Raw genomic sequence first — 20,033 nt, forward strand, 5'->3', positions numbered from 1 at the left:
AGAGCGCGGTAACAATAAAAAAACTGAGGTTTTTATTGACTCCCGCGCGCGCTGGCGTTCGGCCTGACACCGCGACGCTTACAGGCGGAACTCGTGGCCCAGGTACACTTCCTTGACCAGTTCGTTGGCCAGGATGGTGGCGGAGTCGCCTTCGGCGATCAATTGGCCATCGTTGACGATATAAGCGGTTTCACAGATATCGAGGGTCTCGCGAACGTTGTGGTCAGTGATCAGTACGCCGATCCCCTTGGCCTTGAGGTGGTGGATGATCTGTTTGATATCGCCCACCGAAATCGGGTCGACGCCGGCGAACGGTTCGTCCAGCAGGATGAACTTCGGCGCGGTGGCCAATGCGCGGGCGATTTCCACACGGCGACGCTCGCCACCGGACAGGCTCATGCCCAGGTTGTCGCGGATGTGGTTGATATGGAATTCCTGCAGCAGGCTTTCCAGCTCCTTACGGCGGCCGTCACGGTCGAGTTCCTTACGGGTCTCCAGGATCGCCATGATGTTGTCCGAAACCGACAGTTTGCGGAAGATCGACGCTTCCTGGGGAAGATAGCCGATACCGGCGCGAGCACGACCGTGCATCGGCTGGTGGCTGACATCCAGGTCGTCGATCAGTACGCGACCCTGATCTGCCTGGACCAGGCCGACGATCATGTAGAAACAGGTGGTCTTGCCGGCACCGTTGGGGCCGAGCAGGCCGACGATCTGGCCGCTGTCGATCGACAGGCTGACGTCGCGCACGACCTGACGGCTTTTGTAGGCCTTGGCCAGATGCTGGGCTTTCAGGGTTGCCATTACTCGGCCTTCTTCTTCGGCTGGATAACCATGTCGATACGCGGACGAGGTGCGGTGACCTTGTTGCCATTGGCGCGACCGGCGTTGGCGACCTGTTTCACGGTGTCATAGGTGATTTTTTCACCTTCCGTGGTGTTGCCGTCGGTGCTGACGACCTTGGCCTGGTCAATCAGGACAATGCGGTTCTGCTGGGCGTGATACTGAATGGTCTTGCCATAGCCCTTCATCGGGGCGGTGTCGGCAGGTGCCTGCTTCTGTTCGAAATAGGCCAGGTTGCCCACCGAGGTCACGACGTCGATGTCGCCGCTCTTGGTGCGGGTCAGTGTCACCGTGTTGCCAGTGATCTTCATCGAGCCCTGGGTAATGATCACGCCACCGGTGTAGGTCGCGACGCCTTGCTTGTCATCCAGCTGCGCATCGTCAGCCTGGATGTGGATCGGTTGCTGGCTATCGTTCGGCAGAGCCCAGGCGCTCACGCTTCCCAGTGCTGCGCCCAGACCGAGCAAAATAGGGAGAGTTTTAACGAGCCTCATACTGTCCTCTTACGTTCGATAGCAGGTGTATCCTGCTTTCTTTCAAATACGCTTTCATTCCCTTGCCAGTCGATACACCGCCAGCGCCGTCGATTCTAACGTCTTGCTCGGTCTGCGCATATTGCTTCTGCGGGAATACGGTCATGCGACTGGTGGTGATCACGGTGTCGCGGTTCTTGTCGTCAGTGCGCGCAACGCGTACCGAGTCGATCAGTTCTACTTGGGTGCCGTCCGGGTTGACCTCGCCACGCTTGCTGGTGACGTGCCACGGAAACTCGGTGCCGCGATAGATGTTCATGTCGGGATTGGTCAGCAAGGTCACTTCAGTAGCCTTCAAGTGCTCGACCTTGTCCGACGTCATTTCGTACTGCACCTTGCCGTCGGGCAGGAACTGCACGCTTTTGGCGTTGATGGCGTAATAGTCGATGGCCCCGTCGTCAACCTGCGCTACAGGCTTGTCGAGGAAGCGCTCCGGGCTGATATTCCAGTAGCCCACCGCGAGGAACAGCGCGGCGATGACCCCGAATAGCAGGAAGTTGCGAATCTTTTTGCTCAGCATAAAACGCTCTATAAGTAGGCGGCGTGGGCCGCTTCAAGGCTGCCCTGGGCGCGCAGGATCAATTCGCAGAACTCACGCGCGGCACCTTCGCCGCCACGGGCCGTGGTGATGCCATGGGCGTGTTCACGAACAAATGCCGCCGCGTTGGCGACAGCCATGCCCAGGCCTACCCGGCGAATGACCGGCAGGTCGGGCAGGTCGTCACCGAGGTAGGCGACCTGCTCATAGCTTAGGTTGAGTTGGCCAAGAAGCTCGTCCAGAACCACCAGTTTATCCTCACGGCCCTGATACAGGTGAGGAATCCCCAGGTTTTGTGCACGACGTTCCACAACCGGGGTCTTGCGACCGCTGATAATGGCCGTTTGCACACCTGCCGCCATCAGCATCTTGATGCCCTGGCCGTCGAGGGTATTGAACGTCTTGAATTCGCTGCCGTCTTCGAGAAAGTACAGGCGGCCATCGGTCAGCACGCCGTCGACGTCGAAAATCGCCAGCTTGATGTTCTTGCCGCGTTGCAACAGGTCGCCTGTCATTACATTACTCCCGCACGCAGCAAGTCGTGCATGTTCAGGGCGCCGATAGGGCGGTCATCTTCATTGACCACCACCAGCGCGCCGATCTTGTGGTCTTCCATGATCTTCAGCGCTTCTGCAGCCAGCATTTCCGGGCGTGCGGTCTTGCCATGAGGGGTCATGACCGCATCGATGGTCGCGGTGTGGATGTCGATGGTGCGGTCCAGGGTGCGGCGCAAGTCGCCGTCGGTGAATACCCCGGCCAGGCGGCCATCGGCTTCCAGGATAACGGTCATGCCGAGGCCCTTGCGGGTCATTTCCATCAGCGCGTCCTTCAGTAGCGTGCCGCGCTGGACGTGAGGCAATTCATCGCCTGCATGCATGACGTTTTCCACTTTCAACAGCAGGCGGCGGCCCAGGGCGCCACCCGGATGGGAGAAAGCGAAGTCTTCTGCGGTAAAACCGCGGGCTTCCAGCAGGGCAACGGCCAGCGCATCACCCATGACCAGGGCGGCGGTGGTCGAGGACGTCGGCGCCAGGTTCAGCGGGCAGGCCTCGTGGGCCACGTGAACGTTGAGGTTCACTTCGGCGGCCTTGGCCAGCGTCGATTCCGGGTTGCCGGTGATGCTGATCATCTTGATGCCCAGGCGCTTGATCAACGGCAATAGGGTGACGATTTCGTTGGTGGTGCCGGAGTTGGACAGCGCCAGGATGATGTCATCCTTGGTGATCATGCCCATGTCGCCGTGGCTGGCTTCTGCCGGATGCACGAAAAACGAGGTGGTCCCGGTGCTTGCCAGCGTGGCGGCGATCTTGTTGCCGATGTGTCCGGATTTACCCATGCCGACCACAACAACGCGGCCTTTGCTGGCCAGAATCATCTCGCAGGCGCGTACGAAATCCGCGTCGATATGGGCCAGCAAGCCCTCTACGGCTTCGAGCTCGAGGCGGATGGTGCGCTGTGCGGATTGAATAAGGTCGCTGGATTGGCTCATGTCTGAAATCGTATAGCCTGACGAAAAGTCGGCGATTATAGCGGTAATGATCAATTCCCTCACGCAAGTTCGTCAGGCTTTATTCACAAGGCGTCAGAGATTCCGCTCCCGCCCAACACAGTCGGCAATGTTTTTCCCTGTCGTCAATCTGAACAAGCGCAGTTCCGGCCTTGGGGGCGCCGCACCAGCAGTGATATAGTTCGCCGCCAGTTCGGTTCACCCAACCCATGTGGCTACCTGCTTGCACATCCGTTGCAAACGAATGTCGTACACATGGTGTCTGAGTGAGAGGCTGCATCCCAAGGAGTTTAGATGAGTGCCGATAACGCCTACGCGGTCGAGCTGAAGGGCCTTACCTTCAAGCGCGGGACGCGCAGCATCTTCAATAACGTCGATATTCGCATTCCCCGCGGCAAGGTCACGGGCATCATGGGCCCTTCAGGCTGTGGCAAGACCACCCTGTTGCGCCTGATGGGCATGCAATTGCGGCCCAGTGCCGGCGAAGTGTGGGTCAATGGACAGAACCTGCCGACGCTGTCGCGCAGCGACCTGTTCGATGCGCGCAAGCACATGGGTGTGCTGTTCCAGAGCGGTGCGTTGTTCACCGATCTCGATGTATTCGAAAACGTGGCGTTTCCGCTGCGGGTGCATACCCAGCTGTCCGATGAAATGATTCGTGACATTGTGTTGCTGAAACTGCAGGCCGTGGGCCTTCGCGGTGCCGTCGACCTGATGCCTGACGAACTGTCCGGTGGCATGAAGCGCCGTGTCGCACTGGCGCGGGCCATCGCCCTCGACCCGCAGATCCTCATGTACGACGAACCGTTCGTGGGCCAGGATCCGATCGCCATGGGCGTATTGGTACGCCTCATTCGACTGCTCAACGATGCGCTGGGTATCACCAGTATCGTGGTTTCCCATGACCTGGCCGAAACCGCGAGCATCGCCGACTACCTCTATGTCGTCGGTGATGGCCAGGTGTTGGGGCAGGGCACTCCAGAAGAGTTGATGAACGCCGATAACCCGCGCATTCGCCAATTCATGACCGGCGATCCTGATGGCCCGGTGCCTTTTCATTTTCCGGCAGCGGACTACCGCTCAGATCTTCTGGGGAAGCGCTGATGCGCAAGACATCTCTTATCGAAAAGGTTCGCCTTTTCGGCCGCTCGGGCATCGACATTGTCGAAGTGCTGGGCCGTTCCACCCTCTTCCTGTTTCATGCCTTGCTCGGTCGTGGCGGCATCGGCGGCGGTTTTGGCCTGCTGATCAAGCAGTTGCACTCGGTGGGCGTGATGTCCCTGGTGATCATCGTCGTTTCCGGCGTGTTCATTGGCATGGTGCTGGCGCTGCAGGGTTTCAACATTCTGTCCAGTTACGGTTCGGAGCAGGCGGTGGGGCAGATGGTCGCCCTGACGCTGTTGCGTGAACTGGGGCCGGTGGTCACCGCCTTACTGTTTGCCGGGCGCGCCGGTTCTGCCCTGACGGCAGAAATCGGCAATATGAAGTCCACCGAACAGCTGTCCAGCCTGGAAATGATCGGCGTGGACCCGCTCAAGTACATCGTCGCCCCGCGCCTGTGGGCCGGCTTCATTTCCCTGCCGCTGCTGGCAATGATCTTCAGCGTGGTCGGTATCTGGGGCGGTTCGTGGGTGGCGGTTGACTGGCTGGGCGTCTATGACGGTTCCTACTGGGCCAACATGCAGAACAGCGTGACCTTCAGTGGTGACGTGCTCAACGGCATCATCAAAAGCATCGTTTTCGCCTTTGTAGTGACCTGGATCGCCGTATTCCAAGGCTACGACTGTGAGCCCACCTCAGAAGGGATCAGTCGCGCCACCACCAAGACCGTTGTGTACGCCTCGCTGGCGGTACTGGGCCTTGACTTCATTTTGACCGCCTTGATGTTTGGAGATTTCTGATGCAAAACCGCACTGTGGAAATCGGTGTCGGCCTTTTCTTGCTGGCTGGCATCCTGGCTTTACTGTTGCTGGCCCTGCGGGTCAGTGGCCTGTCGGCCAGCCCCACCGCCGATACTTATAAACTTTATGCGTACTTCGACAATATCGCCGGTTTGACGGTCAGAGCTAAAGTGACCATGGCCGGCGTTACCATCGGCAAGGTCACGGCAATCGATCTGGATCGCGACAGCTTCACCGGCCGGGTGACCATGCAGGTGGACAAGAAGGTAGATAATCTGCCGACTGACTCCACTGCATCTATCCTCACAGCGGGTCTGCTGGGCGAGAAGTACATCGGTGTCAGCGTGGGCGGGGAAACAGCCCTGCTCAAGGATGGTTCGACCATCCACGACACGCAGTCGTCGCTGGTGCTTGAAGACCTGATCGGTAAATTCCTGCTCAATACGGTCAATAAAGACGCCAAATGAGGAATCTGTTCATGATCTCTACCTTGCGACGTGGCCTGCTGGTATTGCTTGCAGCGCTGCCGCTGCTGGCCAACGCGGCAGGTTCTGCGCACGATCTGGTGCAGGATACGACCAGCAAGATGCTGGCCGACCTGACTGCCAACAAAGAGCAGTACAAGCAGGACCCGAGTAAGTTCTACGACGCGCTGAACTCGATCGTGGGCCCGGTGGTGGATGCCGAAGGCATTTCCCGCAGCATCATGACCGTCAAGTATTCGCGCAAGGCGACCCCGGCGCAGATGCAGACCTTCCAGGAAAACTTCAAGAAGGGCCTGTTCCAGTTCTACGGCAACGCGTTGCTTGAGTACAACAACCAAGGCATCACCGTGGACCCTGCCAAGGACGAGTCGGGCGACCGTACCAGCGTCGGCATGACTGTCAAAGGCAACAACGGCGCGGTCTACCCTGTGCAGTACACGCTGGAGAAGGTCAACGGCGAGTGGAAACTGCGCAACGTGATCATCAACGGCATCAACATCGGCAAGCTGTTCCGCGACCAGTTCGCTGACGCCATGCAGCGCAACGGCAACGACCTGGACAAGACCATCAACGGTTGGGCCGGTGAAGTGGCCAAGGCCAAGGAAGAAACTGACAAGCAAGCTGCCGGGAAGTCCGCACAATGACCGAGTCGGCTGTTCGTCTCGGCGACGCCGGCGAGTTGTTCCTCAGCGGCGTGCTGGACTACCGCACCGGGCCTGACCTGCGCAAGCAGGGCCAGGCGCTGATCAAGACCAGCACCGCGCCTGCACTGGTGCTCGATTGCTCGGCGGTGACCAAGTCCAGCAGCGTTGGCTTGTCGTTATTGCTGTGCTTTATCCGTGATGCCGAGGCGATCAAAAAGCCGGTCAGCATCCGTGCAATGCCCGAGGACATGCGGGAAATTGCCGAGGTTTCTGGCCTGAGCGAGCTGTTGGCGCATCCTTAATAGCCATTTTCAGGAAAGCCCCCCGTCAGAGTCCTGCTATGCGGGGTTCGCAGGCGCGGGGCTTTTTTGTATGATGTGCGACCCGTGCGCACTGGGCGCCGATAGAGGTTGAGCATGCAGGCCCTAGAAGTTAAGCGCTTCCTTGAAGGAAAGCTGCCGGATACGAACGTAGAAGTTGAAGGCGAAGGCTGCAACTTCCAACTGAACGTGATTAGCGATGAACTGGCGGCATTGAGCCCGGTCAAGCGTCAGCAGCAGATCTATGCCCATTTGAACCCATGGATCACCGATGGCAGCATCCATGCGGTCACTATGAAATTTTTCAGCCGCGCGGCCTGGGCCGAGCGCACCTGAGCCCCCAAGGCGTCGAGATTCTTATGGATAAATTGATTATTACCGGCGGTGCCCGCCTTGATGGCGAGATTCGCATTTCCGGTGCGAAAAACTCCGCTCTGCCGATCCTGGCGGCGACCCTGCTGTGCGATGGCCCGGTTACCGTGGCCAACCTGCCGCACCTGCACGACATCACCACCATGATCGAGCTGTTCGGTCGCATGGGCATTGAGCCGGTGATCGACGAGAAGCTGGCCGTCGAAATCGACCCGCGCACCATCAAGACCCTGGTCGCTCCGTACGAACTGGTGAAAACCATGCGTGCCTCGATCCTGGTACTGGGCCCGATGGTTGCCCGTTTCGGCGAAGCCGAAGTGGCACTGCCTGGCGGTTGCGCCATCGGTTCGCGTCCGGTTGACCTGCACATCCGTGGCCTCGAAGCCATGGGCGCGACCATTGACGTCGAAGGCGGCTACATCAAGGCCAAGGCGCCGGAAGGCGGCCTGCGTGGTGCCAACTTCTTCTTCGATACCGTCAGCGTGACCGGTACCGAGAACATCATGATGGCCGCTGCCCTGGCCAACGGCCGCAGCGTCCTGCAAAACGCCGCGCGCGAGCCGGAAGTGGTCGACCTGGCCAACTTCCTGATCGCCATGGGTGCCAATATCACCGGCGCTGGCACCGACACCATCACCATCGACGGTGTGAAACGCCTGCACTCGGCCACCTACAAAGTAATGCCGGACCGTATCGAGACCGGCACTTACCTGGTTGCCGCTGCCGTCACCGGTGGCCGCGTCAAGGTCAAGGACACCGATCCGACCATCCTGGAAGCGGTGCTTGAGAAGCTGCGCGAAGCCGGTGCCGAAATCACCACCGGCGAAGACTGGATCGAGCTGAACATGCACGGCAAGCGTCCCAAGGCCGTCAACGTGCGTACCGCTCCCTACCCAGCGTTCCCGACCGACATGCAGGCGCAGTTCATCTCCCTGAACGCCATTGCCGAAGGCACCGGTGCGGTCATCGAGACCATCTTCGAAAACCGCTTCATGCACGTGTACGAATTGCACCGCATGGGCGCCAAGATCCAGGTCGAAGGCAACACCGCCATCGTGACCGGCACCGAGAAGCTCAAGGGCGCGCCAGTGATGGCCACCGACCTGCGCGCCTCGGCCAGCCTGGTAATATCGGCGCTGATCGCCGAGGGTGACACCCTGATCGACCGCATCTACCACATCGACCGTGGTTACGAGTGCATCGAAGAGAAACTGCAGATGCTCGGCGCGAAAATCCGCCGCGTACCGGGCTAGTTGCTGCTTGTAGTGAGCGGGCTTGCCCCGCGCCGCGGTGTATCAGGTAGGGTTAAGGCGCCTGACACACCACGTCGCGGGGCAAGCCCGCTCACTACAAGTTGAAGAAGCAATATGCTGAATTTGTTTAAAATCGAGGCTGTAATGGCCTCGATCTGTGTCTGGCGCCGTTCGCGACCGGACAGCAATAGCCTGATGAAGGACTGACGTTTCCCATGTTGACCATCGCACTGTCCAAGGGCCGCATCCTTGACGACACTTTGCCGCTTCTGGCTGAAGCGGGCATCGTGCCGACCGAGAATCCGGACAAGAGCCGCAAGCTGATCATCCCCACGACCCAGGACGACGTTCGTCTGTTGATCGTGCGGGCTACCGACGTGCCGACCTACGTTGAGCATGGCGCGGCCGACCTGGGTGTCGCCGGCAAGGACGTGCTGATGGAATACGGCGGCCAGGGTTTGTACGAGCCGCTGGACCTGCGTATCGCGCTGTGCAAGCTGATGACTGCCGGCCGTGTCGGTGATGTCGAGCCAAAGGGGCGCCTGCGCGTGGCCACCAAGTTCGTCAATGTTGCCAAGCGTTACTACGCCGAGCAAGGTCGCCAGGTCGACATCATCAAGCTCTACGGCTCGATGGAGCTGGCCCCGTTGATCGGCCTGGCCGACAAGATCATCGACGTGGTCGACACCGGCAACACCCTGCGTGCCAATGGCCTGGAGCCTCAGGATTTCATTGCTGACATCAGCTCCCGTCTGATCGTCAACAAAGCGTCGATGAAGATGCAGCACGCCCGTATCCAGGCGTTGATCGACACCCTGCGCAAGGCAGTGGAGTCGCGACACCGCGGTTGACTCACCCGCGTAGCTGAACAGCTGCGCCCGTCTATCCGCCTCATAGCCAGAATTCTCAGGTGCCCAAGCGGATCGACTGCTAACTTTCGGCGCCTGAGCATTTTTGCCAATCCTATGAGGCCCTCGCTATGACCACGTCCACTGCAATTGCCCGACTCAACGCTGCCGATCCGGATTTCGCCCATCATCTGGATCATCTGCTGAGCTGGGAAAGCGTGTCCGACGATTCGGTCAACAGGCGGGTGCTCGACATCATCAAGGCCGTGCGCGAGCGCGGTGATGCGGCGCTGGTGGACTTCACCCGCCAGTTCGATGGCCTGGACGTCAAGTCCATGGCCGACCTGATCCTGCCCCGCGAACGCCTGGAGCTGGCCCTGACGCGCATCACTGCGCCCCAGCGCGAAGCCCTGGAAGTGGCGGCGGCGCGGGTGCGCAGCTACCACGAGAAGCAAAAGCAGGACTCTTGGAGCTACACCGAGGCCGACGGCACCGTGCTGGGCCAGAAGGTCACGCCGTTGGACCGTGCCGGCCTGTATGTGCCAGGCGGTAAAGCCTCCTACCCATCGTCGGTGTTGATGAACGCCATTCCCGCCAAGGTGGCCGGCGTGACCGAAGTGGTCATGGTGGTGCCAACCCCGCGTGGTGAAATCAACGAACTGGTGCTGGCGGCAGCGTGCATCGCCGGTGTCGACCGTGTGTTCACCATCGGTGGCGCACAGGCCGTTGCGGCCCTGGCCTATGGCACCGAAAGCGTGCCGAAGGTCGACAAGGTGGTCGGCCCTGGCAACATCTACGTTGCCACTGCCAAGCGCCACGTGTTCGGCCAGGTTGGTATCGACATGATCGCCGGCCCTTCGGAAATCCTCGTGGTATGCGACGGCCAGACCGACCCGGACTGGATCGCCATGGACCTGTTCTCCCAGGCCGAGCACGACGAAGACGCCCAGGCGATCCTGGTCAGCCCGGATGCCGAGTTCCTCGACAAGGTCGCCGCCAGCATCAATAAGCTGATGCCCACCATGGAGCGCGCCGAGATCATCGAGAAGTCGATCAATGGCCGCGGCGCGCTGATCCTGGTGCGTGACATGGAGCAGGCCATCGAAGTGGCCAACCGTATCGCGCCGGAGCACCTGGAACTGTCCGTGGCCGACCCTCAGGCCTGGCTGCCGTCGATTCGCCACGCCGGTGCGATCTTCATGGGCCGCCACACCAGCGAAGCCCTGGGTGACTACTGCGCGGGCCCGAACCACGTACTGCCGACCTCCGGCACTGCACGCTTCTCGTCGCCGCTGGGGGTGTATGACTTCCAGAAGCGTTCGTCGATCATTTTCTGCTCGCCGCAGGGCGCTTCCGAGCTGGGCAAGACCGCTTCGGTACTGGCCCGCGGTGAGTCCCTGAGTGCCCACGCCCGCAGCGCCGAATACCGTATCCTTGAACAGAAGGGGAACTGAGACATGAGCAAATTCTGGAGCCCTTTCGTCAAGGACCTCGTGCCTTACGTGCCCGGCGAGCAGCCGAAGCTGACCAAGCTGGTCAAGCTCAACACCAATGAAAACCCCTACGGCCCATCGCCCAAGGCGTTGGCCGCGATGCAGGCCGAGCTGAACGACAACCTGCGCCTGTACCCGGACCCCAACAGCGACCTGCTCAAGCAGGCAGTGGCCAAGTATTACGGCGTGGATGCCGGCAAGGTGTTCCTCGGCAACGGTTCCGACGAAGTCCTGGCGCACATCTTCCACGGTTTGTTCCAGCACGATCTGCCGCTGCTGTTCCCGGACATCAGCTACAGCTTCTATCCGGTCTACTGCGGCCTGTACGGCATCCAGTCGGCCCCTGTGCCCTTGGACGAGCAGTTCCAGATCCGGGTAGCGGATTACGCCAAGCCCAACGGCGGGATCATCTTCCCCAACCCGAACGCGCCGACGGGCTGCGTGCTGGCGCTGGATGCGGTGGAGCAGATCCTCAAGGCCAGTCCGGATTCGGTGGTGGTGGTCGATGAAGCCTATATCGACTTCGGCGGTGAGACCGCGATCAGCCTGGTTGACCGCTACCCGAACCTGCTGGTGACCCAGACCCTGTCCAAATCGCGCTCACTGGCCGGTTTACGCGTGGGCCTGGCCGTGGGCCACCCGGACCTGATCGAAGCGCTGGAGCGGGTCAAGAACAGCTTCAACTCCTACCCGCTGGATCGCCTGGCGATTGTCGGCGCGGCGGCAGCGTTTGAGGACCGTGAGTATTTCGAGAAGACATGCCAACTGGTGATCGACAGCCGCAATAAGGTGGTCGCTCAGTTGGAAGGCAAGGGGTTTGAGGTGTTGCCTTCGGCGGCCAACTTCATCTTTGCCCGTCATCCCAAGCACGACGCTGCCGGCCTGGCGGCCAAACTGCGTGAGCAGGGTGTGATCGTGCGGCACTTCAAGCAGGAGCGGATTGCCCAGTTCCTGCGGATCAGCATCGGTACGCCGGAGCAGAATCAGGCGCTGATCGACGGCCTGGGCGAGCTCTAAGCTCCCTGAAGATCAAAAAATGTGGGAGCGGGCTTGCTCGCGAATGCGGTGGTTCAGTCACTGATGTGCTGAATGACACACTGCATTCGCGAGCAAGCCCGCTCCCACATTTGGTTTTGCGTTGAGGCAGTTAGATCAACGGCTCATCCGACTTCTTGTTCTTCCAACCATCATTGCCCGGCAGCAGCAGGTTCAAACCAATCGCCACCACCGCACACAGGGCAATGCCCTTGAGGCCGAAATCATCCGGGCCGGTGCCGGTGCCAACCAGCACACCGCCAATCCCGAACACCAGCGTCACCGACACAATCACCAGGTTGCGCGCTTCGCCCAGGTCGATCTTGTGGCGGATCAGTGTGTTCATCCCCACCGCCGCAATCGAGCCGAACAGCAGGCACAGAATCCCGCCCATCACCGGCACCGGAATGCTCTGCAGCAACGCGCCGAACTTACCGATAAACGCCAGGCTGATGGCAAAGATGGCCGCCCAGGTCATGATCTTCGGGTTGTAGTTCTTGGTCAGCATCACCGCACCGGTCACTTCGGCGTAGGTGGTGTTCGGCGGGCCGCCAAACAAACCGGCTGCCGTCGTGGCGATGCCGTCACCCAGCAGGGTGCGATGCAGGCCGGGCTTCTTCAAGTAGTCGCGACCGGTCACGCTGCCCACCGCAATCACGCCACCGATGTGTTCGATCGCCGGGGCCAGGGCCACTGGGACGATAAACAGGATGGCCTGCCAGTTGAACTCCGGCGCAGTGAAGTGGGGCAGGGCGAACCACGGTGCAGCGGCAATTTTTGCGGTGTCGACCACGCCAAAGTAGAACGACATGGCAAAACCGACCAGCACGCCGGAGATGATCGGCACCAGGCGGAAAATGCCTTTGCCGAACACCGCCACGATCAACGTGGTCAGCAGCGCCGGCATCGAGATCATCATTGCCGTCTGGTAATGGATCAGTTCGCTGCCATCACCGGCCTTGCCCATCGCCATATTGGCCGCAATCGGCGCCATCGCCAGGCCAATGGAGATAATCACCGGGCCGATGACCACAGGGGGCAGCAACCGGTCGATAAACCCGGTGCCCTTGATCTTCACCGCCAAGCCCAGGAAGGTATAAACGAAACCGGCCGCCATCACCCCGCCCATGGTCGCGGCGAGGCCGAACTGGCCCTTGGCGAGAATGATCGGCGTGATGAAGGCAAAGCTCGACGCCAGGAAAACCGGCACCTGACGACCTGTCACCAGCTGGAACAACAACGTGCCCAGGCCGGCGGTGAACAGTGCAACGTTTGGATCAAGACCTGTGATCAGCGGCATCAACACCAGCGCGCCAAATGCCACGAAGAGCATTTGTGCGCCAGACAGGATCTGGCGCCAAAGCGGGTCGTTGAATTCATCCTGCATGCTCACGCGTCCTTCTGCTTGGTGCCGAAGATCTTGTCACCGGCATCGCCCAGGCCCGGGATGATGTAGCCGTGCTCGTTCAGGCGCTCATCAATGGACGCGGTGTAGATCTGCACGTCCGGGTGGGCTTTCTCGACAGCGGCGATACCTTCCGGCGCAGCCACCAGCACCATGGCGCGGATGTCCTTGCAGCCGGCTTTTTTCAGCAGGTCGATGGTGGCAACCATGGAACTGCCGGTGGCGAGCATCGGGTCGATGATCATGGCCAGGCGCTCGTCGATTTCCGGGACGAGTTTTTCCAGGTAGGTATGGGCTTCCAGCGTTTCTTCATTGCGGGCCACGCCTACGGCGCTGACCTTGGCGCCCGGAATCAGGCTGAGGACGCCTTCGAGCATGCCGATACCGGCGCGCAAAATAGGCACCACAGTGATTTTCTTACCAGCGATCTTCTCGACCTGGACGGGACCGGCCCAACCGGGGATCTCGTAGGTTTCCAGGGGCAGATCCTTGGTGGCTTCGTAAGTGAGCAACGCTCCGACTTCCTGAGCAAGCTCACGGAAATTCTTCGTGCTGATGTCGGCGCGGCGCATAAGGCCGAGTTTGTGTCGGATCAGCGGGTGGCGGATCTCGCGAGTGGGCATGGGAAAGGCTCCGGCGGCGGGCAAAAAAACCGGCCTAGATTAATCTATCCGAGGGTGTTGTCCTATAGACATCTAGTACGTTAGTCCATTAAGGCTTGCTCGGAGCGCACGAGAAGCGTACCTTCGCCCGCTTTTCTTGCCACAGCACCCCCTTGGAGAGCGCCATGTCCGCTGATCTTGAGCATATCCGTCAAATCATGCGTGAGGCTGACTGCCTGTACACCGAAGCGCAAGTCGAAGCAGCGATCGCCGAGGTCGGCGCACACATTACTCGCGAAATGGCCGACACCAACCCGGTGGTCTTCTGCGTGATGAACGGTGGCCTGATCTTCGCCGGCAAATTGCTGACCCACCTGCAATTCCCGCTGGAAGCGTCCTACCTGCACGCCACCCGTTATCGCAACGAGACCAGCGGCGGCGACCTGTTCTGGAAAGCCAAGCCAGAAGTCTCGTTCATCGACCGTGACGTGCTGATCATCGACGACATCCTCGACGAAGGTCACACCCTGGGCGCGATCATCGACTTCTGCAAACACGCCGGCGCGCGCAAAGTGCACACCGCCGTGCTGATCGACAAGGACCACGACCGCAAGGCTCGCCCAGACCTGAAAGCCGATTACGTGGGCCTGCCGTGCATCGACCGTTACATCTTCGGTTACGGCATGGACTACAAAGGTTACTGGCGCAACGCCAACGGTATCTATGCCGTCAAAGGGATGTAAGCCATGACTCGCTTTCTTGATCAGACGCTGTTTGCCGAATTGGCCGAGAAAGCGGGCGCCAGCCCCCGTGGCCGGACCCACCACAACTTCCACCAGATGGAAGAGCCGTGCCATCGCATGGCGGTGGGGCTGCAGCCCAGCACCTATATTCCGCCTCACCGACACTTGGGGGCTGACAAGGCAGAAACCTTGCTGGTCCTTCAAGGGCGCCTGGGCCTGCTGGTGTTCAGCGAAGCCGGCGAAGTGATTGCCAAGCGCGTGATGCAGGCGGGCGGCGAGTGCTCCGGTGTCGATCTTGCGCCCGGCATATTCCACGGCCTGGTGGTGCTTGAGCCCGGCACGGTGATGTTCGAATGCAAGGCCGGCCCCTATCGGCCGGTGGGGGAGGGCGAGCAGCCTGAATGGGCGCCTCGCGAAGGCGATGCCGGCGTGGCCGAGTATCAACGCTGGATGCTTGCCCAGTTCGATTGAGCTACAGTGCTCGGCCACCTTTTCTGGAGCGGCCCATGAGCCTGTTGATACGCACCTGCGCTGCCCTGGCGCTGACCCTCAGCTTGCCACTGGCGGCTGCGCCTGCGGTGATGCACAGCCAGTTTTTGCCGCCCGACGACCTGACCCTGCGCGCAGAGGCTGCCGACCAGCAGCAACTGTTGCAAGTCACGGAGTACGCGGTTGTCGTCGGCAACCAGCGTCAGTCCACCCAGCAGCCGATTCCGGTGACCTCGCCGCTGATGATCCGCCTCAAGGGCAAGTCCTTGAACAAGGGCGCTACCATCGCCCAGGTGGTGCTCAACTTCGATGCCGAAAGCAAAAGCCTGAAAAAGCCGGCCTACGACGACAAGAGCAAGACCCTGACCTTGTCCTACCCCGTGGCCCAGTACCGTGTGATCGTCGACTTGCTGCGCAATGAAACGGTGTATGTGCAATTCCTGAGCTACGCCAATGGGCATATCTGGGCGGATCTGCATACCGGCGCCGTGCGTACCCAGTAGCCAGAACACAGTAGATCCAATTGTGGGAGCGGGCTTGCTCGCGAATGCGATAGGTCAGTCAACTTATCTTTAACTGACATTCCGCATTCGCGAGCAAGCCCGCTCCCACATTGGATCTTCATTGTTTCCGAAGCACGCGCGCCGCAGGTAAACTGCTTTTCCCGTGTAAATGTCTGCAGGCTGGAGTCGGTAATGCGTAAAGATAAGAAACAGGTGATTGGTGACGAGATCGGCGACGACCAGATCAAGTTGTTCCTGGACTTCGAACCGGTTGATGCGACTTCGCCGTCCCTGCACAAACTGATCAAGGCCTACCGTGGCCTGCGTATCGACGATTTCGAGCGATTCCTGGGCTTCTTCAAGGAGGCCGGCCTGGACCTCGACGGCAAGGACGAGCATGGCCAGACCTTCGTCGACCTGATCAAGGACCAGCGCAACGCGGACGAGTACATCGAATTGATCGAAAACGCTCGCGGCTGATTATCCGAGGCATAAAAAAACGCCCCGTTCTCATGCAGAGGACGGGGCGTTTTTTATGGCTTCAAGGCCTCAAGCGTAGCTCTCGGTCTCGGCGGCAGGCACAACCAGCTCCAGGCTGATGTTGTTCTGCGCGTTGATCTTGCGATACAGCTCGGCGTCCGTTTCCAGGACTTTTTCCCGCGCCGGGAAGATCTCGTGCAGTTTGGCAGCCCATTCGCCGGCGGCTTTCTGCGGGAAGCACTTCTCGATCAACTCCAGCATGATCGAAACCGTCACCGAAGCACCCGGAGAGGCGCCCAGCAGAGCGGCCAGCGAGCCGTCCTTGGCCGCGACAAGCTCGGTGCCGAATTGCAGCACGCCGCCTTTCTTCGGGTCTTTCTTGATGATCTGCACCCGTTGGCCGGCCACTTCCAGGCGCCAGTCTTCGGCTTTCGCTTCCGGGTAGAAACGACGCAGGGATTCCAGGCGCTGTTCCATGGACTGGCGCACTTCGCTGACCAGGTACTTGGTCAGGTCCATGTTGTCACGGGCTACCGCCAGCATCGGGCCGATGTTGCCGGCGCGAATCGACATGGGCAGGTCAAGGAACGAGCCGTGCTTGAGGAACTTGGTGGTGAAGCCAGCGTATGGCCCGAACAGCAGAGACTTCTTGCCATCGACCACGCGGGTGTCCAGGTGCGGCACGGACATCGGCGGCGAACCTACGGCAGCCTGGCTGTAGACCTTGGCCTGGTGGTGCTTGACCACGTCCGGGTTGTCGCAACGCAGCCACTGGCCACTGACCGGGAAGCCGCCAAAGCCTTTGCTTTCCTCGATGCCCGAGGCCTGCAGCAGCGGCAGGGCAGCGCCACCGGCGCCGAGGAACACGAATTTGGCATCCACTTCACGGCTGTTGCCGCTGTTCACGTCCTTGATGCTCACGGTCCAGCCGGCACCGTTGCGCTTCAAGCCAGTCACGCGCTTGCAGTACTTGACCTGCGCGTCGGGCGAACTGGTCAGGTGGCTCAGCAGTTGGTTGGTCAGCGCACCGAAATTGACGTCGGTGCCGTTCATGACACGGGTGGCTGCGATTTTTTCATCGAGCGGGCGGCCCGGCATCATCAGCGGCATCCACTCAGCCATCTCGCTGCGGTCTTCGGTGTAGTGCATGTCCGAAAACGCGTGGTGCTGGCTGAGGGATTCAAAACGCTTCTTGAGGAAGGACACGCCTTTTTCGCCCTGCACGAAGCTCAGGTGCGGTACCGGGCTGATAAAGGATTTGGACGAGCCAAAGGTGCCCTTTTTGGTCAGGTATGCCCAGAACTGCTTCGACACCTCGAACTGAGTGTTGATGTGCACGGCTTTCTTGATATCGATGGAGCCATCGGCGGCCTGCGGCGTGTAGTTCAGCTCACACAGCCCGGCGTGGCCGGTACCGGCGTTGTTCCACGGGTTGGAACTTTCCGCGGCACCCGAATCCATCAGCTCAACGACTTCCAGCTTGAGGCCGGGGTCGAGCTCTTTGAGCAGTACGGCCAGGGTGGCACTCATGATGCCGGCCCCTACCAGTACTACGTCGACTGCTTCGTTATGCGCCATTTAACGCGTCTCCAAAATCTGCAGCACCAAATTGACGGCATGGCTGCCAGGAGTGATGGGGCGGTTCACGTGTTGCCCCAGATTACCCATGGCCAGGATCGCCATGTCCGATTCGCAATTCCTTGCACCTTCAGCACACGCTTCCTGCCGGGCTAATCTGCCTATGAACGCATTCATGGGCGCCTGTGGCAATTCGACTTATGGTCAAAGCGTGTGATTCGTGCAACCAATCCGTAGCGGACAGGCTCAAGCTCCGGTTGTTGAGGCGTGCTCGGTCCTGTGTGGTTGGGCTGTTCCAGACGCTGATGGTGCTTGTACAAACGCCAAACTATTCATTTGCTCGCCACACTCTTGTGAAGTTGTGAAAACCCGTTTTTTCACGCTCTTTTGAAGACGTGAACCTCAAAAAAGGGCTGCCCCAGCCTGGCACCTGGCCCGGATACCTTGCCGACACGCGGCAAAAACGGGCAAACAACACAAGTGGCCGAGCGCAATGGCAGCTCTGGCAGATGCGATACAGAGGAGTGGTGTGCAACGACAGCAGCAAGCACGCCAGCTCTATTCGATCTGTGTGGGCGGCTCTCTGTGGGCGATTGGGGGTTAATGCCGAGGCATTAACGATGCTGCGAGGCCCGATCAGGAGACGTCCTTATAATCGGGGGGAGATTGTAGCGAAGAACGCCAAGGAAATGGGCGTGTTTTATGACTTTTATTAAGGCTTTGGTCAGGAAGCCAGCGCGTGACGTGGATGCTCGTGTGCCACCCTCGTGTTCACCCGGGCGCTGGCCGGCAGCGGACGGTGCATCCAGCCCAGATGGGTCTCGGCCACTTCCACCCAGCCTTCGCCGACTGGTGGCAAGCTGCATTGCTTGAACGCCAGGCAATGGCCGTGTGCGTCAAGCAGGGCATAGTGGCGATGACGGGCGTTTGGCATGAACAGCGATTTGAGAAGGCGCATGGCTTTGTACCTATTACGTTACATGCTCGAAGGTTGCCAGTGTGCCATGACATTGAAATGACGGATTTATGCGAAATTGTAATTTCAACCCGGCTTCAGCCGCCGTTCAGGATGGCTGGTGAGTGGCGGGCGTGCACCGTTATACTGCTGGCCTGTTTGCGCCTAGTCCTGGAGAAATGAGTATGTTGCAACGCCTGTTGTTCGGTTTGATCACTGTGACCAGTTTGACCCTGGTTGGCTGCGCCAACAGCCCGCAACAACTCAGTCCAGAGCCGAAAGTCACCTCGCAGCTGGCGCCGGTCGGGCATGGCCAGCCGGTGTCGGTGCGTGTGGTCGATGGCCGTCCGTCGCCTACCCTCGGTTCGCGCGGTGGCCTGTACCCTGAAACCGCTTTGGTTTCTGTGAATGCCCAGGACGTACTGCCCAAGCTGCAGGCCCAGGCGGAAGCCGCCGTGCGCCTGCTGGGCTTCACGCCAAGCCCCAATGCGCCGGGTGCGCCGCAGCTGACCATCACCCTGGCCGAGCTGAAGTACCAGTCGCCTAAAGAAGGCCTGTACGTGACCGAGGCGTCCATTGGCGCCACCTTCAAGTCCGACGTCTCCGCCGGCACCCGCCGCTACAGCGGCCGTTACGGTGCGTCCCTGAACCAGCGCTTCGGCATGGCGCCGAACCAGGAAACCAACACCAAGCTGGTCAGCGATGTGCTGAGCGATGCCTTGACCCGCCTGTTCAAGGACCCAAGCATCGGCCAACTGCTCAGCTCGCAGTAACCGCTTATAAAAAAACCGGGCTCAGTGATGAGCCCGGTTTTTTTGTGCCTGTAGCGTTCATGCAGCCGTTTCGACATAAAAGTCCAGCACACTCACGCCAGTGAGCAGGTCCTGCTCCGGCAGGTCGGCGTGCTGGTGTCCGCCGAGCGCGCAATACACCAGCCAATGACGGTCCTGAACGTTGAAGGCGAGGCCGCCGACGAGGGCCTCCTGCTCATCGCTTTGAGCAATCAGATACAGCCGATCCTGGTTTTGCGCATGCAGCATGACAAGCTCCCGAACGTTCGAAGGGCAACAGAGTGGCTTGTTAAGGTGACGTTCAGGTGACGATGTAAATTACTGGATACATTAGCCGTTAATGGGGGACGGAGTGGTTAGGCGCAGGAGGCGACTATCGTTCAGGTTTGTATCTGAATTGATACCTGGATACTGATTCACCGAGGTTTGCGATGGCGCTGCCCGCACTGCTGATCAATGCTGTTGCTTTATTGGTGGCCTGCCCGGCTGCCGCGCTGCTGTTTATTACCCGTCTGCGAGAGCAGCGAGCGATGGCCGACCTGACCGCCCAGAGCGAAGATCGCGCGATCGACCAGCCGATGCTGTTTCTGGATGTGCGCACCGAGCGGGCGCACCGGTTGGCTTACCGCATCGGGTTTGCCTGCCTGGGCCTGGCGCTGGCCGTTTCCTGGATCAGCACCCGCCTGTAAAAAACACCACAAAACAACTGAGCTGG

The 20,033-nt window shown here is 60.0% G+C and carries 26 protein-coding genes; 16 read left to right on the forward strand and 10 right to left on the reverse strand.

The window, feature by feature from the left end; all coding sequences use genetic code 11:
- Window positions 1-78: 78 nt before the first annotated feature.
- From lptB to ACVWVP_RS04750, 5 genes are read right to left on the reverse strand one after another with little or no spacing between them, the layout of a single operon-like run.
- A complete protein-coding gene (lptB, locus tag ACVWVP_RS04730; protein ID WP_016974288.1) occupies window positions 79-804 on the reverse strand; it encodes an LPS export ABC transporter ATP-binding protein in 726 nt (241 codons plus the stop codon).
- Window positions 804-1,337, reverse strand: a complete 534-nt coding sequence (gene lptA / locus ACVWVP_RS04735; RefSeq protein WP_178922699.1) for a lipopolysaccharide transport periplasmic protein LptA — start codon at window positions 1,335-1,337, stop codon at window positions 804-806. Before lptA ends, lptB begins: the two co-directional genes overlap by 1 nt.
- Window positions 1,324-1,896: an LPS export ABC transporter periplasmic protein LptC gene (gene lptC / locus ACVWVP_RS04740; protein ID WP_178922701.1), complete on the reverse strand. Its 573-nt coding sequence runs from the start codon at window positions 1,894-1,896 to the stop codon at window positions 1,324-1,326. Before lptC ends, lptA begins: the two co-directional genes overlap by 14 nt.
- 8 nt (window positions 1,897-1,904) lie before the next feature.
- A complete protein-coding gene (locus ACVWVP_RS04745; protein ID WP_178922703.1) occupies window positions 1,905-2,429 on the reverse strand; it encodes a KdsC family phosphatase in 525 nt (174 codons plus the stop codon).
- Complete coding sequence (locus ACVWVP_RS04750) at window positions 2,429-3,403, reverse strand: KpsF/GutQ family sugar-phosphate isomerase (RefSeq protein WP_178922705.1); 975 nt, start codon at window positions 3,401-3,403, stop codon at window positions 2,429-2,431. Before ACVWVP_RS04750 ends, ACVWVP_RS04745 begins: the two co-directional genes overlap by 1 nt.
- A 312-nt stretch (window positions 3,404-3,715) precedes the next feature.
- On the opposite strand from ACVWVP_RS04750, the gene ACVWVP_RS04755 reads away from it, so the two are divergent.
- The 10 genes from ACVWVP_RS04755 (at window position 3,716) to hisC (ending at window position 11,754) form a co-directional block, all read left to right on the forward strand.
- Window positions 3,716-4,525 carry an ATP-binding cassette domain-containing protein gene (locus ACVWVP_RS04755; protein WP_053254426.1) on the forward strand — a complete coding sequence of 270 codons (810 nt, stop codon included), beginning with the start codon at window positions 3,716-3,718 and terminating at the stop codon, window positions 4,523-4,525.
- Window positions 4,525-5,322, forward strand: coding sequence for a lipid asymmetry maintenance ABC transporter permease subunit MlaE (gene mlaE, locus ACVWVP_RS04760; protein ID WP_178922707.1), 798 nt, complete (start codon window positions 4,525-4,527; stop codon window positions 5,320-5,322). The genes ACVWVP_RS04755 and mlaE overlap by 1 nt, the downstream gene beginning before the upstream one ends.
- Window positions 5,322-5,789 (forward strand): outer membrane lipid asymmetry maintenance protein MlaD, encoded by a 468-nt coding sequence (gene mlaD / locus ACVWVP_RS04765; RefSeq protein WP_005784855.1) that lies wholly within the window; start codon window positions 5,322-5,324, stop codon window positions 5,787-5,789. The genes mlaE and mlaD overlap by 1 nt, the downstream gene beginning before the upstream one ends.
- Window positions 5,790-5,800: 11 nt before the next feature.
- Entirely contained in the window at window positions 5,801-6,451 is a 651-nt protein-coding gene (locus ACVWVP_RS04770) for an MlaC/ttg2D family ABC transporter substrate-binding protein (RefSeq protein WP_176995074.1), read from the forward strand.
- Window positions 6,448-6,753, forward strand: coding sequence for an STAS domain-containing protein (locus tag ACVWVP_RS04775; RefSeq protein WP_457404552.1), 306 nt, complete (start codon window positions 6,448-6,450; stop codon window positions 6,751-6,753). Before ACVWVP_RS04770 ends, ACVWVP_RS04775 begins: the two co-directional genes overlap by 4 nt.
- Before the next feature lie 114 nt (window positions 6,754-6,867).
- Window positions 6,868-7,107 (forward strand): BolA family protein, encoded by a 240-nt coding sequence (locus ACVWVP_RS04780; RefSeq protein WP_178922711.1) that lies wholly within the window; start codon window positions 6,868-6,870, stop codon window positions 7,105-7,107.
- Between the two features lie 23 nt (window positions 7,108-7,130).
- Window positions 7,131-8,396, forward strand: coding sequence for a UDP-N-acetylglucosamine 1-carboxyvinyltransferase (gene murA / locus ACVWVP_RS04785; protein ID WP_178922713.1), 1,266 nt, complete (start codon window positions 7,131-7,133; stop codon window positions 8,394-8,396).
- Between the two features lie 215 nt (window positions 8,397-8,611).
- Window positions 8,612-9,247: an ATP phosphoribosyltransferase gene (gene hisG, locus ACVWVP_RS04790; protein ID WP_003188599.1), complete on the forward strand. Its 636-nt coding sequence runs from the start codon at window positions 8,612-8,614 to the stop codon at window positions 9,245-9,247.
- 128 nt (window positions 9,248-9,375) lie between these two features.
- On the forward strand, window positions 9,376-10,698 hold the full coding sequence (hisD, locus tag ACVWVP_RS04795) for a histidinol dehydrogenase (RefSeq protein WP_457404553.1): 1,323 nt from the start codon (window positions 9,376-9,378) through the stop codon (window positions 10,696-10,698).
- A 3-nt stretch (window positions 10,699-10,701) separates the two neighbouring features.
- Window positions 10,702-11,754 (forward strand): histidinol-phosphate transaminase, encoded by a 1,053-nt coding sequence (gene hisC / locus ACVWVP_RS04800; protein WP_178922717.1) that lies wholly within the window; start codon window positions 10,702-10,704, stop codon window positions 11,752-11,754.
- A gap of 130 nt (window positions 11,755-11,884) precedes the next feature.
- Here the strand turns inward: hisC and ACVWVP_RS04805 are convergent, their stop codons facing one another.
- Together ACVWVP_RS04805 and upp are read right to left on the reverse strand one after the other, a co-directional pair.
- Window positions 11,885-13,159, reverse strand: coding sequence for a uracil-xanthine permease family protein (locus ACVWVP_RS04805; RefSeq protein WP_016974275.1), 1,275 nt, complete (start codon window positions 13,157-13,159; stop codon window positions 11,885-11,887).
- A 2-nt stretch (window positions 13,160-13,161) separates the two neighbouring features.
- Complete coding sequence (gene upp / locus ACVWVP_RS04810) at window positions 13,162-13,800, reverse strand: uracil phosphoribosyltransferase (protein WP_105520868.1); 639 nt, start codon at window positions 13,798-13,800, stop codon at window positions 13,162-13,164.
- Between the two features lie 164 nt (window positions 13,801-13,964).
- On the opposite strand from upp, the gene ACVWVP_RS04815 reads away from it, so the two are divergent.
- From ACVWVP_RS04815 to ACVWVP_RS04830, 4 genes are all read left to right on the forward strand, one after another.
- Complete coding sequence (locus tag ACVWVP_RS04815; RefSeq protein ID WP_176995068.1) at window positions 13,965-14,522, forward strand: hypoxanthine-guanine phosphoribosyltransferase; 558 nt, start codon at window positions 13,965-13,967, stop codon at window positions 14,520-14,522.
- Between the two features lie 3 nt (window positions 14,523-14,525).
- Window positions 14,526-14,993, forward strand: a complete 468-nt coding sequence (locus ACVWVP_RS04820; protein ID WP_178922719.1) for a WbuC family cupin fold metalloprotein — start codon at window positions 14,526-14,528, stop codon at window positions 14,991-14,993.
- Between the two features lie 35 nt (window positions 14,994-15,028).
- Window positions 15,029-15,514 (forward strand): hypothetical protein, encoded by a 486-nt coding sequence (locus ACVWVP_RS04825; RefSeq protein WP_178922721.1) that lies wholly within the window; start codon window positions 15,029-15,031, stop codon window positions 15,512-15,514.
- A 192-nt stretch (window positions 15,515-15,706) separates the two neighbouring features.
- Window positions 15,707-15,994, forward strand: coding sequence for a PA4642 family protein (locus tag ACVWVP_RS04830; protein ID WP_016976601.1), 288 nt, complete (start codon window positions 15,707-15,709; stop codon window positions 15,992-15,994).
- 69 nt (window positions 15,995-16,063) lie between these two features.
- Here ACVWVP_RS04830 and mqo read toward each other — a convergent pair whose 3' ends face one another.
- Both mqo and ACVWVP_RS04840 read right to left on the reverse strand, forming a co-directional pair.
- Entirely contained in the window at window positions 16,064-17,572 is a 1,509-nt protein-coding gene (mqo, locus tag ACVWVP_RS04835; RefSeq protein ID WP_457404554.1) for a malate dehydrogenase (quinone), read from the reverse strand.
- Between the two features lie 724 nt (window positions 17,573-18,296).
- A complete protein-coding gene (locus ACVWVP_RS04840) occupies window positions 18,297-18,530 on the reverse strand; it encodes a hypothetical protein (RefSeq protein ID WP_178922725.1) in 234 nt (77 codons plus the stop codon).
- 182 nt (window positions 18,531-18,712) lie between these two features.
- On the opposite strand from ACVWVP_RS04840, the gene ACVWVP_RS04845 reads away from it, so the two are divergent.
- On the forward strand, window positions 18,713-19,300 hold the full coding sequence (locus ACVWVP_RS04845; protein WP_178922727.1) for a YajG family lipoprotein: 588 nt from the start codon (window positions 18,713-18,715) through the stop codon (window positions 19,298-19,300).
- A gap of 57 nt (window positions 19,301-19,357) precedes the next feature.
- Here ACVWVP_RS04845 and ACVWVP_RS04850 read toward each other — a convergent pair whose 3' ends face one another.
- Window positions 19,358-19,567 carry a hypothetical protein gene (locus ACVWVP_RS04850; RefSeq protein WP_176995062.1) on the reverse strand — a complete coding sequence of 70 codons (210 nt, stop codon included), beginning with the start codon at window positions 19,565-19,567 and terminating at the stop codon, window positions 19,358-19,360.
- A 182-nt stretch (window positions 19,568-19,749) separates the two neighbouring features.
- On the opposite strand from ACVWVP_RS04850, the gene ACVWVP_RS04855 reads away from it, so the two are divergent.
- Window positions 19,750-20,007, forward strand: a complete 258-nt coding sequence (locus ACVWVP_RS04855) for a hypothetical protein (RefSeq protein ID WP_176995061.1) — start codon at window positions 19,750-19,752, stop codon at window positions 20,005-20,007.
- The last annotated feature ends 26 nt before the right edge of the window (window positions 20,008-20,033 follow it).

It is taken from the genome of Pseudomonas sp. TE24901 (genome assembly GCF_054058375.1).